This window comes from Novosphingobium sp. Gsoil 351 (assembly GCF_009707465.1).
Lineage (GTDB): Bacteria > Pseudomonadota > Alphaproteobacteria > Sphingomonadales > Sphingomonadaceae > Novosphingobium.
Window position 1 is genome coordinate 1,414,151 of the sequence record NZ_CP046120.1, and the last position, 14,746, is coordinate 1,428,896.

The 14,746-nt window shown below is 67.9% G+C and carries 14 protein-coding genes and 1 riboswitch; of the genes, 4 read left to right on the forward strand and 10 right to left on the reverse strand.

Annotated features, from left to right (window positions below):
* The first annotated feature begins 20 nt into the window (after nucleotides 1–20).
* Nucleotides 21–434 (forward strand): PaaI family thioesterase, encoded by a 414-nt coding sequence (locus tag GKE62_RS06740; RefSeq protein ID WP_195908644.1) that lies wholly within the window; start codon nucleotides 21–23, stop codon nucleotides 432–434.
* Here the strand turns inward: GKE62_RS06740 and GKE62_RS06745 are convergent.
* The gene (locus tag GKE62_RS06745) at nucleotides 431–967 is read right to left on the reverse strand and encodes a nuclear transport factor 2 family protein (protein ID WP_195908645.1); all 537 of its coding nucleotides are present in this window, start codon (nucleotides 965–967) and stop codon (nucleotides 431–433) included. The genes GKE62_RS06740 and GKE62_RS06745 overlap by 4 nt on opposite strands.
* Nucleotides 964–1,971, reverse strand: a complete 1,008-nt coding sequence (locus GKE62_RS06750; RefSeq protein WP_154691578.1) for an NADP-dependent oxidoreductase — start codon at nucleotides 1,969–1,971, stop codon at nucleotides 964–966. Before GKE62_RS06750 ends, GKE62_RS06745 begins: the two co-directional genes overlap by 4 nt.
* A 137-nt stretch (nucleotides 1,972–2,108) precedes the next feature.
* On the opposite strand from GKE62_RS06750, the gene GKE62_RS06755 reads away from it, so the two are divergent.
* Complete coding sequence (locus tag GKE62_RS06755) at nucleotides 2,109–3,056, forward strand: SDR family oxidoreductase (protein WP_154691579.1); 948 nt, start codon at nucleotides 2,109–2,111, stop codon at nucleotides 3,054–3,056.
* Between the two features lie 12 nt (nucleotides 3,057–3,068).
* Here GKE62_RS06755 and GKE62_RS06760 read toward each other — a convergent pair whose 3' ends face one another.
* The 7 genes from GKE62_RS06760 to GKE62_RS06790 form a co-directional block, all read right to left on the reverse strand.
* The gene (locus GKE62_RS06760; protein ID WP_255453585.1) at nucleotides 3,069–3,866 is read right to left on the reverse strand and encodes an SDR family NAD(P)-dependent oxidoreductase; all 798 of its coding nucleotides are present in this window, start codon (nucleotides 3,864–3,866) and stop codon (nucleotides 3,069–3,071) included.
* Entirely contained in the window at nucleotides 3,821–5,470 is a 1,650-nt protein-coding gene (locus tag GKE62_RS06765) for an FAD-dependent oxidoreductase (RefSeq protein WP_154691581.1), read from the reverse strand. Before GKE62_RS06765 ends, GKE62_RS06760 begins: the two co-directional genes overlap by 46 nt.
* On the reverse strand, nucleotides 5,467–6,669 hold the full coding sequence (locus tag GKE62_RS06770; RefSeq protein WP_154691582.1) for an aromatic ring-hydroxylating dioxygenase subunit alpha: 1,203 nt from the start codon (nucleotides 6,667–6,669) through the stop codon (nucleotides 5,467–5,469). Before GKE62_RS06770 ends, GKE62_RS06765 begins: the two co-directional genes overlap by 4 nt.
* Before the next feature lie 107 nt (nucleotides 6,670–6,776).
* Complete coding sequence (locus tag GKE62_RS06775) at nucleotides 6,777–7,514, reverse strand: ABC transporter ATP-binding protein (protein WP_154691583.1); 738 nt, start codon at nucleotides 7,512–7,514, stop codon at nucleotides 6,777–6,779.
* Nucleotides 7,511–8,470, reverse strand: a complete 960-nt coding sequence (locus GKE62_RS06780; protein ID WP_154691584.1) for an iron ABC transporter permease — start codon at nucleotides 8,468–8,470, stop codon at nucleotides 7,511–7,513. Before GKE62_RS06780 ends, GKE62_RS06775 begins: the two co-directional genes overlap by 4 nt.
* Nucleotides 8,470–9,309 (reverse strand): ABC transporter substrate-binding protein, encoded by an 840-nt coding sequence (locus GKE62_RS06785; RefSeq protein WP_230206969.1) that lies wholly within the window; start codon nucleotides 9,307–9,309, stop codon nucleotides 8,470–8,472. The genes GKE62_RS06780 and GKE62_RS06785 overlap by 1 nt, the downstream gene beginning before the upstream one ends.
* Nucleotides 9,306–11,180 carry a TonB-dependent siderophore receptor gene (locus GKE62_RS06790; protein ID WP_154691585.1) on the reverse strand — a complete coding sequence of 625 codons (1,875 nt, stop codon included), beginning with the start codon at nucleotides 11,178–11,180 and terminating at the stop codon, nucleotides 9,306–9,308. Before GKE62_RS06790 ends, GKE62_RS06785 begins: the two co-directional genes overlap by 4 nt.
* A 94-nt stretch (nucleotides 11,181–11,274) precedes the next feature.
* A riboswitch (cobalamin riboswitch) is annotated at nucleotides 11,275–11,463 on the reverse strand.
* Between the two features lie 182 nt (nucleotides 11,464–11,645).
* Between GKE62_RS06790 and GKE62_RS06795 the strand changes: the two genes are divergently transcribed.
* Together GKE62_RS06795 and GKE62_RS06800 are read left to right on the forward strand one after the other, a co-directional pair.
* Nucleotides 11,646–12,773 carry a cell wall hydrolase gene (locus GKE62_RS06795; RefSeq protein ID WP_154691586.1) on the forward strand — a complete coding sequence of 376 codons (1,128 nt, stop codon included), beginning with the start codon at nucleotides 11,646–11,648 and terminating at the stop codon, nucleotides 12,771–12,773.
* 197 nt (nucleotides 12,774–12,970) lie between these two features.
* Complete coding sequence (locus GKE62_RS06800) at nucleotides 12,971–13,222, forward strand: hypothetical protein (RefSeq protein WP_230206970.1); 252 nt, start codon at nucleotides 12,971–12,973, stop codon at nucleotides 13,220–13,222.
* 27 nt (nucleotides 13,223–13,249) lie between these two features.
* On the opposite strand, the gene GKE62_RS06805 is transcribed toward GKE62_RS06800, so the two are convergent.
* On the reverse strand, nucleotides 13,250–14,473 hold the full coding sequence (locus GKE62_RS06805; RefSeq protein ID WP_195908646.1) for a fatty acid desaturase: 1,224 nt from the start codon (nucleotides 14,471–14,473) through the stop codon (nucleotides 13,250–13,252).
* Nucleotides 14,474–14,746: the final 273 nt, after the last annotated feature.

The window sequence follows — 14,746 nt, forward strand, 5'->3', positions numbered from 1 at the left end:
CGCCGGGCTACAACGCTGGCGTGAGCGAGCAAGATCCACCGGCAGGGTTCGAGCCCGCCAATTTCTCGCCGGGCTTTCTGGACCGCGGTGGGCCATACTGGCTGGGCAAAGCGGATGGCCGGACGATCGTCGGCCTGCGCATCGGCGAAGGCCACCTCAACTATCAGGATGCCGCGCATGGCGGAGTGCTGACGACGTTTGCCGACGTCGCGCTGTCCTTCGCATTGTTCGCCAGCGAGCAACCACCGCTGCCCGTCGCCACCGCGACGCTGACGGTCAACTTCCTCGGCGCCGCCAGGCTCGGCGACTGGCTCGAGGCCGAGGCGCGGATCGACCGGATCGGCAAGCGGATCGGCTATGCCAGCGGCGCAATCCGCTGCGGGCATGAGACGATCGCCACGATGTCCGGGGTGTTCAGCATTCTGCGCCGCTAGAGCCAGTCCGTGACCACCGCGGTCGAGGGATCGCGCCCATCATGATAGCCGCAGGCGCCCTCGGGCATACCCGCCAAGTCCGCCTCGCCGATCACGCGGTATTCCCGCCAGTCGTAAAGCCCCTGACGGCTGGCGATCCGCCATAGGCGGCCCCGCCGCTCGAACCGGTCGACATAGCGCCCGGCGATGATCGCAGCGTAGGTTTCGCCGCGATCGGGAAATACCTCGGGGCGTGGGTAACCGGCTGGGACAATGTGCATCGCGGTCAGATAGGTTTCGCAGTGTGCAGTATCGGCGTCCGCGAACCCGATCAGCGTCTGGCCGAGCTGGTGCTGGGTGGCGGTGCAGGGATCGATGATCGCGCGCGCCTGTTCGACAAAACCGCGCCAGTCGCCGACCACCGGACCGAAGCCGAAAGTCGCGTCGGGGTGGAACAATCGCTCCATCATGCCCCACCGCCGCCGGTCGATGGCGTGGGCGTAGAGAGCGACGATCTCGCGGATCGCCTCGCGGTCTTCCAGGCGCATGGTCATGTCACAAGCTCCACGATGGCTTTGCCCAGGCTCGCCCCCGTCAGCATCCGGCGATAGCCGACGAGGACGTTTTCCAGGCCGGAGACGCTGTCGTATGGCAGGCGCAGCCGTCCCGCATCGTACCATGTCCGCAACCGCGCGGTGAGCTCCGGGCCCTTGTCCATGAAATCGGGCGAGAAGAACCCTTCGATCCGCAGCCGCCGCATCAGAACCTGGTCGTACTCGCGCGGGGCGGTGCGCTGGCCGGTCGTGTAGTCGGAAACCAGCCCGCACACGGCGACACGCCCGTAATGGTTCATCTTGGGCAGGACCTCGTCGAGCAGCGGCCCGCCGACATTATCGAAATAGACGTCGATCCCGCCGGTTTCGGCCAGCCTGGCCGCGACGTCGCCGGCCTTGTAGTCGATCGCCCCCGCCAGCCCGAATTCTTCGACCAATGCGCGGCGCTTGGCCGCCCCGCCCGCGATGCCCCAGACGGTGCAGCCCAGCGCGGCGGCGACCTGGCAGGCGAGCAGTCCGGTCGCGCCCGCCGCCGCAGAGACCAGCACGGTCTCGCCGGGCTTGGCGGCGCCGGTGCGCTCGATCCCCCACAGCGCGGTCCACCCGTTCATCCCCAGCTCGCCGACCCAGGCACGCTTGTCGGCGACACTCTCGTCGAGCTCGACCGCGCCGGCCAAGACTGGATCGATCGTGCTGTAGTCCGCCCACTGGCCGAACGCCCGCACCAGCGTGCCTTCGGCGAAGTCCTTGTGCCGGGTCGCGACCACTCGTCCGATGACCAGCCCGACCATCGTCGAGCCCAGCGGCAGCGGCGGCTGATAGCCGTCGGTGCGGTCGCTCATCCACATCCGCGTGCCCGCATCCATCGAGAGCAGTTCGTTGCGCAACACGATCTGCCCGTCGCCGGGCGCGGCGAGCGGTGATTCGGCGAGCGTCAGCGCGTCTTCGAACGCATCGCCTTGCGGGCGCGCGTCGAGCCGCCAGTGGCGGTTCACTATGGTCATCTTTGGGGATGTCCTCCCGCGAACCGCCATCGCCAACCAGCGAAATGGCTAGGCCGCTATCAAATTCGCCCGGTGCGGCTGGCGGGGTGCGACCATAGGCTGGCGGCAAGAACCAAACTCATCGGGAGAATTCGCACATGGCCCTCATCACCGTCGTCGGCGCATCGGGTCGCCAGGGCATGGCGCAAGTCCGCCAGGCGCTCGCCGCCGGGTACGATGTCCGTGCCCTGTCGCGCCATGAGGACCCGTTCGCCGGGGCGCGGATCGACGGGGTCGAGCGCGTCGAAGTCCGACCGATCGATCTTTACGAGCCCGAGACCTATACCGCCGCGTTCGAGGGCAGCGACTACATCTTCTACACCCACCCCCTCCAGGCCCGCGCCGACCGGGCGGTGCTGGTCGGCGAGGTCGGCAAGGCCGGTGCCGCCGCCGGGGTCAAGCGGGTGGTGTGGAACACGTCTAGCTGGATTCCCGACAAGCCCGGCGATGCGCATACTTACGCCGGCAACACCGCCGGGATCAACGCGCTGTGGCGCTCGGGCGCGCCGGGCACGGTGTTCGGATCGGTGCTGTTCATGGACAATTTGCTGACCAACTGGGCGCGTCCGTTCATCGTCAACGAGGATCGCTACGTCTATCCGCACAACCCCAGTCTGGAGGCCAACTGGATCAGCCTGGACGACGTCGCGAAATTCATGCTCGCCTCGATCGAGCGGCCCGACATGGAGGGCGCGTGGCTCAACATAGGCGGACCGGAGCGGCTCGTGGGCAAGCAGGTGACCGAGGTACTCTCGAAGACCTTCAAGAAGCCGATCAAGTACGATCCGTGCACCCCACAGGAATTCGGCGACTATCTGGTCCGGGCGGCCGGCGACGAAATGCCGCCGGAGAACCGCAAGGACTTCGCCGCCGGGATCGCCGCGTTCTACGAATACAACAACACCGCCCCGACCAAGCCGTTCAGCGTCGACATGGACCACGTCTACGAGCGGTTCCCGGAGCTCGAAGGCAAGCTTGAACCGCTGCAGGAGTGGGCCGACCGCCAGGACTGGAGCGAAAGCAACCACCGCCCCGCGTTCGGGTGAGGCGGTTGGGGTTCAGGGTGCCAGCCAGCCGCCATCGACGGGCAGCGTTGCGCCACTGATGTAGGAAGCGGCATCGGAAGCCAGCCACAGCGCCGCCGCCGCCACTTCCTCGACCTCGCCCACCCGGCCGAGCGGCACCTGCGCGACGATCGGCGGAGGCCATTCGCCGCCCGTGCCGCGCAGCATTGGAGTGTCGATCGGACCGGGCGCGATAGCCACCGCGCGGATGCCAAACTGGCCATTCTCGAGCGCGGCCGAACGGGTTAGCGAGACCACCGCCGCCTTGCTCGCCGCATAGAACGCCGCGCCGGGGTAGGCGACGCGGAAGCTCTGCACCGAGGCGAGGTTGACGATCACGCCGCTGCGCGCGGGGATCATGTGGCGCAACGCCTGCTTGATGCCGAGCACCGTGCCCTTCAGGTTGACGTCGATCACCAGATCGAGCGTGGCGCGCTCCTGCTCCGCGATCGGGACCCACGCGCCCAGCACCGCGGCATTGTTGACCATCACGTCGAGCCGTCCGGCACGCGCCACCGCGGCATCGACCAGCGCCGCCATCGCCGCCTCGTCGCGCACATCCACGCGCATCGTTTCCAGCGTTCCAGCGGCCCCGCCGAACAGGCCGCGGGTATCGGCCAGCCCCGCTTCATCGACGTCGCCCGCGACCACGTGCGCCCCGGCGTGCGCGAAAGCGAGCGCGATGGCGCGGCCCATACCGCCACCGGCTCCGGTGACGACGACACCCTTGCCGTGATGCGCGTCGCTCAGCGGACTTCTCCCGTGAAGAACGGATCGCCCGCGGCGTGACACCCGGCGAGGAAGCCGAACACCATCCCCGGCGCGATCGTGCCGCCCGGTCCGCCGTAGGTCATCCCCATCGCGCTCGCCATGACGTTGCCCGCAGCGTAAAGGCCGGCAATCGCCGCTCCATCGACGTCGAGCACGCGCGCGTTGCAATCGGTCTTGGGACCACCCTTGGTGCCGAGCGCGCCGCTCTTGATCTCGATCGCGTAGTACGGGCCATGCTCGAGCGGCCCGAGCGTCGCCGCCACGCTGCCACGCTGCGCGGGATCGCCCCACCAGATGTCATGTGCCGCCTCGCCGCGCGAGAAGTCTTCGTCGCGGCCCTTCGCGACCATCGAGTTCCAGCGCTCGACTGTCGCCTCCAGCGCACCTTGGGGCAACCCGAGCCGCCGCGCGAGTTCGGCCAGGCCGTCCGCGCGCATGACCCATTGCGGCGGCGGCTCGCCCGGCACCCCGCCCATCATCCCGAAGCCGTAATCGTCGATATAGCCTTGGTCGAACACCAGCCAGCACGGCAGGTTGGCATAGTCGAACGCGCTCACGTCGTGCTCATGAAAAGCCGCGCCGAAGGCGTTGTAGTTGGCCGCCTCGTTGACGAAGCGGCGGCCCTTGCGGTTGACCATGATCGAGCGTGGCAGCGCGCGCGACCCGGCGACGAGGACCACCCCGGTCGAAACGTCCTCGCGCGGGACCTCGTGAACCGGCATCCACCACGCTTCGCGCATGTTGCCGAGCTGGGCGCCGATCCGCATCGCCATGCGCAGGCCATCGCCGGTGTTGGTGGGGATCGATACCGGATGGGTCATCGGCCCACGCAGAAACGCGCGCTTGAGGTCCTCGTCCCATTCGAACCCGCCGGTGGCGAGAATGACCGCGTCGGCCTCGACCGTGATTTCCTGTCCGGCAATCTCTATAACCACGCCGCGGACCGCACCGTCCCTTAGGACCAGTTGCAAAGCGCGCGCGCCGGTCACCGGCTCGATCCCGCGATCGAGGCAGGCGCGCAGCAGCCGTCCGATCAACGCCTGACCGCTCCCGCGTTCGTCGTGTTGCGCCCGGCGCTCAAGTTCCGCTGCAGCGACCGGCTCGGGCCGCGCCTGACCCAGGGGTGAATCAAAGATCGAATAGCGAGGGTCCGGATAATAGGGCGAGCGGGTCACCCGGTCGCGCCACTCGCCGAGTTCCTCGAACGGATACAGCGGGCAATCGAGCGAGCGTCCACCGCGCGGCATCCCGCCGGCATGCTCGGCGTGATAATCGGGGAATTCCGGGATCGGGCGGAACTGCACCGGGCCGTTGGCTTCGAGATGGCCGACCATCGCCGGGCCCGCATCGAGGAACGCCTCGGCCAGATCTTGCGGAATCATGTCGTGCGAGAGCGCCATCAGATAGGTCAGCGCCTTCTCGCGGCTGTCCTCGACATCGAGCTTTGCTTCGTGCGGGTTGCCGGGAATCCAGATCATCCCGCCCGACCACGCGGTGGTGCCACCGACCAGGTCGTGCTTTTCGTAAACCGTAACCTGCGCGCCCGCGTCGTGAGCGGCGATGGCGGCTGTCAGCCCCGACCCGCCCGAGCCGAGGACGACGACGCGCTTGGCTACGTCAGTCACTCCGCCGCTTCAGCCACCCGCTCGGCGGCGAATATCCGCTTCAGCTCGTCATCGCTTGCCGCGACCAAGCGCTCCGCCCAGCCGTGGAAGGCCTGGCCACCGCCCTCGTTTCGCCCGAACAGCACGTGATCGGTCAACCCCGACATCAGCGCTTCGTGCTGGCGCTTGCCGGTGGCGTAGTCCTCGCCCTCGACGACGGTTTTGAGGAAATCGAACTGCTGGTGGGCACCTTCGATTGTCGCGGCGTCGGTCGGCTCGCGCTCCATCAGGTAATACTGGTTGGTCACGCTTTCGCCCACGCTGTCGCCTGGGAACAGTTGCGAGATCAGCACCGCGCGCGCGTTGCCGCCATAGAAGCTGGCGATCGAGATGTGCGGGAAGATCGTCCACACCCCCGCCATGAGCGCATCGATCGGCCAGTCCTTTTCGTCCATCGCCGCGAGATCGATCGATTGGTCGGTCCCCAGCTTGGTGTAGGTTCCGGTCGGATTGGTCAGCCGCTGGTGCGGACCCCACGCAAAGAAGTTGGCGCGGTTGAAGAAATCGGAGCCGAAGGTGCTCGCGTGGAGCACCGGCAGGTGGTAGAAATCGAGATAGCCGTCGTACGCGGTCTTCCAGTTCGGACCGCTGATCGTCCGCTTGGCGAAGACGTGCCAGCCATCGAAGCCGAAGTTGGCCAGCATGTCGTCATACCCGCACAGGTAGTCCTCGATGCTCAGCGTCGAGGCCGGATCGAGGATCGCCCAGACCAGCCCCGCGCGCTCGAGCACCGGAAAGCGCTTCAGGCAGTGAGCGGCCTTGTCGATCGCGCCGAAGTCGTCGGACGAGGCGACGCCGAGCAGCGTGCCGTCGTTCTTAAACGTCCAGCCGTGATAGCCGCAGACGAACCGGCTGGCCTTGCCCTCGCCCTGCGCCACCGGATTGCCGCGATGGGTGCACATGTTGAGGAACGCAGCCACGCTGCCGTCCTTCTGGCGGGTGAGCAACACGGGGACGCCGACGACGGTCATCGCCTTGTAGCTGCCGGGTTCCGGCAATTCGCTCGACGGCGCCAGCATCAGCGGCAAGCGTCGGAAAATGCGCTTCTTTTCCAGCTCGAAAAGCGCCGGATCGGTATAAGCGGAAACGGGAATACGGGCCACCGCAGGGGCCTGATCGATGGTGCCGGCCTTGGCATGCGCGATCAGCGACCGGGTCATTTCAACGAGTTGAGCGCGTGACACTGTGCAATCCCGAATCGTTTCTATGCGACGATCTCGCGCCGGGCGGGGGAAACGACAATTGGTATTTTAGGTGGGAAGGTCTTTCACGACAGCGAGAGCGCCATCTGCCCCGGCGCGCCGATCCAGCTGCCCTCGATGCCCCAAGTTTGCGCTAGGCGCTCTGCCGAGAGTGCAATTTGCGGTAGCCCATCGGCGACGATCCGGCCGCCTTCGAGCACGATCGCGCGATCCGCGCCGTTTATCGCGCGGGCGAGGTCGTGGAGGACGAGGACCACACCAACGCCCTCGTTCGCCAGCGCGCGAAACGTCCGCAGCAGCGCTGCCTGGTGCGCCAGATCGAGCGCGGCGAGCGGCTCGTCGGCGAGGATCCAACGCGGCTCGCCTGCCAGCACCCGCGCCAGCAGGGCGCGGGCACGCTCACCGCCGGAGAGTTGAGAAACGGAGCGATGGGCGAGCGCGACGAGATCGGTGGCGGCCAGTGCCGCATCGATCGCCGCGTGGTCTTCGGCTTGGGAGGCGCGCCATGGCAGCCGGCCCAGCCCGGCGAGCGTCTTGACATCGACGTCCCAGGCGACTTCGGCGTTCTGGGGAAGATACCCGATCGCCTGCGCGCGCGACCGGGCGGGCAGCGTGGCGAGCGGCGAACCGTCGCAGGTGGCGGTGCCTGGTTCGGGCCTAAGCAAGCCGGCCATGACCGAAAGCAGCGTCGATTTGCCCGCGCCGTTGGGGCCGCAGATCGCGGTGATCTCGCCTGCTTTCAGATCGAGCGAGGCCTCGTCGAGCCGCCCGGGCACAGTCGCCTTGTGCAGCGCCAGGGTCATGCCAGCCCCCGGCGCATCCGCAGCAGGAGACCGAGGAAGAACGGCGCGCCGAGTAGCGAAAGGCCGATACCCAGGCGCAACTCACCCCCGGCCAGCGGCATGATCCGGCACAATATGTCGGCAACCAGCACCAGCAGCGCGCCCGCCAGCGCACTCGGCAGGATCAGCCGCGATGGCCGCCGGTCGGTGAAGCGGCGGACGAGGTGCGGCACCATCAGCCCAACGAAACCGATGATCCCCGCGACCGCGACCCCGGCACCTACGGTCAACCCGACGCCGACGATCATCAGCCCCTGCAAACGGCGCGGATCGACGCCGAGCGAGCGAGCGGCTGGTTCGCCCAGAGTCAGCGCATCGAGGTCGCGTCCGGCGCGCGCGAGCACCAGCAATCCCAGGACCGTGGGAGGCGCGGCGATCCATACGTCGGGCCAGCCGCGATCGGTCAGTGCGCCCATCAGCCAGGTCACGATCTCGCTCAGCGCAAAGGGATTGGGGGCGAGGCTGATCGCCAGACTGGTCAGAGCCCCCGCCAGGCTGGCGATCATCATCCCCGCGAGCGTGAACAGCGTGACTCCCGCGGTCCGCCCGGCGATCAGCGCGAGCAAGGCCATTGCAGACCCCGCGCCAATCAGCGCCGCCACGGGCAGCGCAAAGGCTGCGCTCGCCCCCGCCAGCAACGCGAGCACCGCGCCAAGCGCCGCGCCTGGCGCGATCCCGAACAGACCGGGGTCGGCGAGCGGATTGCGCAGATAGCCTTGCATCGCCGCGCCCGCACCGCCCAGCCCGGCGCCGAGTACCAGCGCCAGCATTCCGCGCGGCAGGCGCAATTCCAGCAGGATCGCGGGCGCGGCGGCGAAAGGTGGATGAAACGGGTCGATCCACACCCGCCCGGCGAGCAGCGACAGCGGCAGGGCTAGCGTGATTGCGGCCAGAAGGACGAGGACCGGGCGACTCATTACCGGTGCGCCAGATCGCGACGAATCGCCGCCAGTCGCGCCATGGCCCGGGGTATGCTCGGCCCGCCGCAATAGAACAGCCTGGGGGCGAGCCGGGCGCTGGCGGTTCGGTGCAATCGCGCCAGCACCGGGTGGCGCAGCAAGCGATCCTGCTCGGCGCGGGGGTCGCCCGCGGCCAGGATCACCCGTGGCGGATCGGCAAGCATCGCTTCGAGCGGCAGGATCGCCCCCTGCCCCAGCCCGCGCGTCGCCGCGGCGGAGCGGAATCCCGCGCGCGCCATCAGTTCGGCGATCAAAGTCTCATCGCCCGCGACCAGCCCGCCGCCCTGCCAGACGATCGTCCGTGGCGGGGTCCAGTCCGGCGGCGGAGCGGCATCGGCCAGGCTCTGCTCGATACGGGCGATCAGCGGGTCGCCAGCCGCAGGCCGCCCAGTCAGGCGCGCGACGAAGCGAATTTGCGCCTCGCTCGCGGCGACGGTGGGGGCGATCGGCAGTTCAGCGAAGCCCACCCCCAACCGGCGCAGCGCGGCGCGCGTGGCGGGAGCGGTGAAGCTGTCGCCGACGACAATATCGGGCGCGAGCGCGGCGATCTCCTCGACCGTGCCGCCGGTGGCCGGAAGGCGCCGCGCCTGCGCCAGCGGCATCGAGCTGCCGCGCGGATCATGGCTGTAGTGCGAGATTGCCAGCACCTGCCCCGGCGCCGCGACTTGGGCGAGGATCGCGTCGGCGCAGGGGTTGAGGCTGACGATGGTGGGATGCGCCGCGGGTGCGGGTGGCGCATCGCGCCCGCACCCGCCGATGGCCAGGACGAAACCCGCGAGGAACGCCCGCCCGATCAAAACCGCGCGCGCGCGCCAACGTAAGTGCTGCGACCGTAGGTGCCGTAGCCGGCGACGGTCTGGTACTGCGCGTCGGTCAGGTTCTCGACCCGCGCGAACAGCTCGAGTTGCTCGCCAAGGGGCAGGCTCGCGCGCACGGTCGCCAGCGCGTACCCATCGAGGCGGGAAAAATTGCCCGCGTCGTCGAAGCTGTCGCCCACCAGCCGCAAGTCGCCGCCCAGTGCCAGACCGCCCAACGGCGTCGCCCAATCGGCCGACACCATGACCGCATGGCGTGGGCGGCGCGCGAGATCGAGGCCCGTCGCACGGTTGCGGCTGCGAGTATAGCTGTAGGCGGCCTGCGCGGTGAAGCGGCCTGACAGCTTAGCGCCCAGTTCCAGTTCGATCCCTTCGGCGCGCGCGCGCTTGACGTTGTCGTAAGTCCCGAATGGGCGGTTGGTGCAGATTCCCCCACTGATCCCAAAGCACGAAACGAAGTCGATCAGGTCGCGGCTGTCGCGGCGGAACGCGGTCAGCGCCAGATGCAGGGCTGCGTTGCGGTCGCCGCGCTCGATGCCGATGTCGTAGGCGCGGCTGCGCTCGGGGCTGAGCGCGGCGTTGCCGAAGTCGGAGAGGAGCTGGAACAGCGTCGGTGCCTTGAACCCCTCGCCGTAGCTCGCCCGTACCCGCCAGCCGCCGCCCATATCGGCACTTCCGTTGGCGCCCAGCGTCACTTCGCTGCCGAAGCGGCTGTGATCGTCAATCCGCGCGCCTGCGGCGAGGTTGATCCGGTTGGCATGGTATCCGAGCAGGGCATGTCCGCTGGAAAGGCGCGCCGTGTGCTTGGCGTCGAACGTGGTCGAATAGCGCGTCCATTCGCTGTCCGCGCCGAAGTCTAGCGAGAGGCTGGCCGGTAGATCGAGGTGTCCGGTCAGGTCGGCACGCTCACTGCGGCCCTTCGATGCGAAATTGGGCGAAGCGCCGAATGTCGGGTCGAAATTCGCGCGACGAATGTCGGAGATGGCATAGCCAGCCGCGAGGCGAAGCGACCCGGCCTCGTAGTTCAGCCCGGCGCGGCCGGAGGCTTCCGTGGTGGTCTGGTATTCGGGGGTGTCGATGAAACCGAACGGAAAGACGAACTGGAAGCCATCGAGGTCAAGCTTACCATCCACGTAGCGCCCGGTCAGCGTCGCGCTAAGACCGCTGGCGATCTCCACCCGTCCGCGTCCACCCACGCGCCATTGGCGAAAGCCGTCTGGCTCAGTGCCGGTCGCGGCGGCGGAGACGCCATCGGTGCGATTGTAGCCGCCGTTCAGCGTGATCGCGTAGCTGTCGCCGGCAAGGCCAGCGGCGACTGAGCCATCGAAACTGTCGTGCGCGCCGTATTCGGCGGAAGCGTCCGCCCCATCGAGTTCGCGGCTGGTGATTGCCAGCACCCCCCCGACCGCCTGGCTGCCCCAGACCACCGAGTTCGAGCCACGCAGCAGTTCCAACTTGTCGATGCCACCCGCCAGTAGGTTGCCGAAATCGAACCCACCCCCGGGTGATGCCACGTCTGCCACGCGGACCCCATCGATCAGCACCAGCAATTGTTCGGCATCGGCACCGCGCACACGCACTCCGGTGAACCCGCCGACCCCGCCATTGCGGGTGATCGTCACCCCCGGCGCGCGTTCGAGAACACGGATGAGATCGGCGCCCTGGATGCGGTCGATCTCGTCGCGCGCGATCACGCTGACCGGCTGTCCGGCCCGATCGACCGCGATCGGATCACCGGTTGCGACGACCGTGATCGACTCGTCGCGCACGCTGTCGGCGGCGGCGATCGCATCTTCGGCGTACGCGGGAGCTGCCCCGGCAAGAGCGGCAACAGGGAGAATCAGATACTTCATGGGCAAACCTCCGGCCTTGAACGAACGCCGTTCATGGCGGAGGTCCGGGCGGGATTGCCTGGGCCTCGCTGCATTCCGGTACACCCCGCCCGGCTGCGGAACGACCGTCGCTGGCAGGTCTCCTGGCTCCCGGATCGTCATGCCGCCCCGCCTTCCCGGCGTTGTCCGAAGACGCGGCCAGTGGCATTCGGGAGCGGCACTCCCCGGTCACAGTTGCGGGGGCAGCGGGGGCATCGAACCCCCTTCCCTCTTCGGCCCTTGCTCCACCCGAAGGTGATACGCGGACAACCGGTGACGTCGCCGCGGCGCTTACGCCGCGCGCATCGAAACGGCAAGCCGCGCCATGCGAGCTTAACCCTTTCACGTTACGACTGGTCGGTGTGCCGCCGTGGCACGCGGGGCAATCGGCTGCTGTGGGAAGCGGCGCGGTCGGTTAGTCGAGCCTGCCAGGAATTTCTCGAACCGATGCCGCTCGTTATCGAATACCGCCCGTTCGCTTTACCCGAGGCGCCACCTCCAGGTGCGCGCGCGGTGACGCCTGGCGAACTGGCGAAGATCGCGGGGGCGCACCAGTCCCGCGCAGTCGTCCGGCCTACCGGTCCTCGGGTCGCGCGCCCGGCGGCGCTGGCCGCGATCGCCGCGCTGGCCGTTCTCAGCCCGTTCGGCTGGGACGGCTCGGCGCTGCAGCCCTCCGCGGCGCAAGCGAACGCGCCGCGGCTCCAGCCGTTCGAGGCCGCGGGCGAGAACTTTCCCGGATCGGCGTTCTATTACCTCGACAGCGACAGCGGCGTGGTTGCGCCCGAACGCGCGGCGCGCTCCAGCGAACGCCCCGCCCCGCTCGACGCTCGTTTAGGTGACGCCATTGCCCGTCCGACCTTCCTGGCAGGAACGGCGCGGGACCGCTCTCGTGCACTCAGTTGCCTGACCACCGCCATCTACCATGAAGCCGCGGCCGAGCCCGACGCTGGCCAGCGTGCGGTGGCGCAAGTCGTGCTAAACCGCATCGCGCATCCGCAGTGGCCGAACAGCGTCTGCGGCGTCGTCTTTCAAGGGTCCGAGCGGCCCGGCTGCCAGTTCAGTTTTGCTTGCGATGGTTCGCTGGCACGCGCGCCCGTGCGGATGTGGTGGGATCGTGCGCGCCGGGTGGCCGAACGTGCGCTGGCGGGCGAGGTCTATGCCCCGGTGGGACTCGCAACGTACTACCATACCGCCGCGGTTCATCCCGCTTGGGCGGAGCGGCAGACATTCATCGGCGCGATCGGCGCGCACCTATTCTATCGCCTGCCTGGCGGCGCGGGGACGGCGGGGGCCTTTACCGACCGCTATCGGGGCGGCGAGCCCGTCGCGGCACCGAACCCGCGCCCGTTCTTGCCGCCGCCGCTGCTTCAGGCGGATCCGCTGGCGGTGGCTCAGACTTGGGCGGCTGCGTGGGACAGCACGGCCGGTTCGCTGGCAAGACCGGCTCTTCCTTTTGGCGATGCGCACCCCGCACTTGCCCATACCCCGGTGGCGGGCGACGCCCTGTCCGCTTCCGGCCAGATCCGCCCGGAATATCGCGACAGTGGGCGGTGGATTGCCTCGCCCAAGGGCTGAACCGAGCGCAAGCTAGACACGTTAACGCGACGAAACCATTCCCGCGCACCGAACGTTAGCGGGTCCCTGCGACAACGGTCGTCCCCCCGATCGATACCGGAGTCGCTCCCATGTCATCCCTCAACCGCGCCGCGCGGTTCCCCACAAACGCCGTTCGCTTCAGCCCTTTCAATCCCGTAGCCGGGCTTTGCGCAGCGGTGAACGACAATGGAAGCGATGCCCAAGGCGACGCCTTGCTGCGTGCAGCGCTGCGCCTGTTCGCCGACCATGGCCTGGGCGCCGGGCATCGTGCGCAGAGCGAGGCGGAAGCCGCATTCTTCCATGGTGATCGCGAACGCTATCGCTGGTGGATGGCAATCACCCGCACGCTCGACCGCAAGCTGGCGGTGGAGTTGGCCGGCCGGATGGGAAGCGAAGACTTCGGCACCCGGTCGGCTCCCGCACGCTGACCCGAATGCCGGCTCGGCCGGAACCGATCAGACGTTTTCCTGATTGCTGAGTGCGGCCTGCTGCCGCGCCGCGATTTCGCGCTCAGAGCGATAGATAGCGCCCGGCGAGGCGGGTTCGGCCTGCTCGGGAAGATGCTCGCCTACCGGCGGTGCGGCGCGCATCGCGCCGCGCTCAAGCGGGAGCGCCGTGACCTCGCCGTCGAAATCCATCCAGGCGTGCGCGTCGTAGTCGTAGAGGCGGCAGCGGGTGACGACGTCGCGCAGATTGGCTGCGGTGAAACGCATGAAGATCACCGGTGGCGAGGCGATCCCCGCCAGCACGGCCTGCGCCTCTTTCAGCCGGTAGTGTGGAATGATCGCCGATACGTGGTGCACCGGATGTTCGAGCCCATAGTGCGACATGTGGTTGATCCAGTGGGGAATGCCGACATGGACCGACAGCGCTTCGGGCGGAGAGCTTGCTGCGTCCCGGTACCAGCGCACCTGCGGATTCGTGTGCTGAAGGAACACGGTCATCGAAAACGTCGCGAACCAGATCGTGTAAGGCAGGACGAAACCGCACAGCACCGAAGCGGCGACGCTGGCGCCGGTCGCCAACGGGACGCTTATCAGCACGCCGATCAGAGCCGCCGCGAACCCGGCCTGCAGCGCGGCATATCCAAGCGCCGAGCGGCGAAACCGCTGCGGCAGCCACGAACCCGGGTAAAAATGCACGGTCGGCCAGCGCTCGATCAGGAAGTAGAGCAGGATGCCTGCGCCCGACGGCGAGTGATAGGCGCGATAGAGCGCACGGCGCAGGCTGGACATCGCGCGATACTCGGGAAAGGTGATCGGCGATAGAAAGTTGTTGCCCTTCACGTTCGTGCGGGCGTGATGCAACACGTGGTGATCGTAAATCCACAGCCGGTAGTTGAACAGGCACAAGGTCATGCTGATGACCGCGATCACCTTGTTGCCCCGCCGCGACTTTACCACCGCACGGTGCGCAGCCTCGTGCAGGAGCGCGCCCAGATTCACCAGAGCGGCGCCGGCGACGAGCCCTCCGGCGATTTTCCCAGCTAGGTTGTCGAAGAATAGCACAGCGACGATACCGAACGCGTATAGCGCCAGATCGACCGCAAACGACTTGTAACCCTGAACCGAGTTGGCCTTCGCAAACGGCGCGATCAGCGCGTGGATTTGCGCACGCGACTGCCCTTCTCCATCGCCTGTCCGCGTTGCGGCAGGCGGCGCGGCCAAAGCTACGGCCATTTGCTGTCGGCCCCCGCAAAGCGAATGAATTACGCAGTTTACGGGCCTCTTTAACGAAAGTTTGGCGATGCCGCAAGCGCGGCTGGCGTTCCAATGGTGCTTCGCGAAGTACTCATCATTCCCTGAGTCGCCGCACATGAGCCCTGCGGCGGGGGTCAGGCGAGGGAAAACTCGGGATCAAGGTGCGCTTCCGCGACGAGCAAGGGCGCGCCGCCGATCGTACCCGTTGCCCCGCAAAATGGAGACGCTTTCACTCCCCGCTCCCGGTTCAGA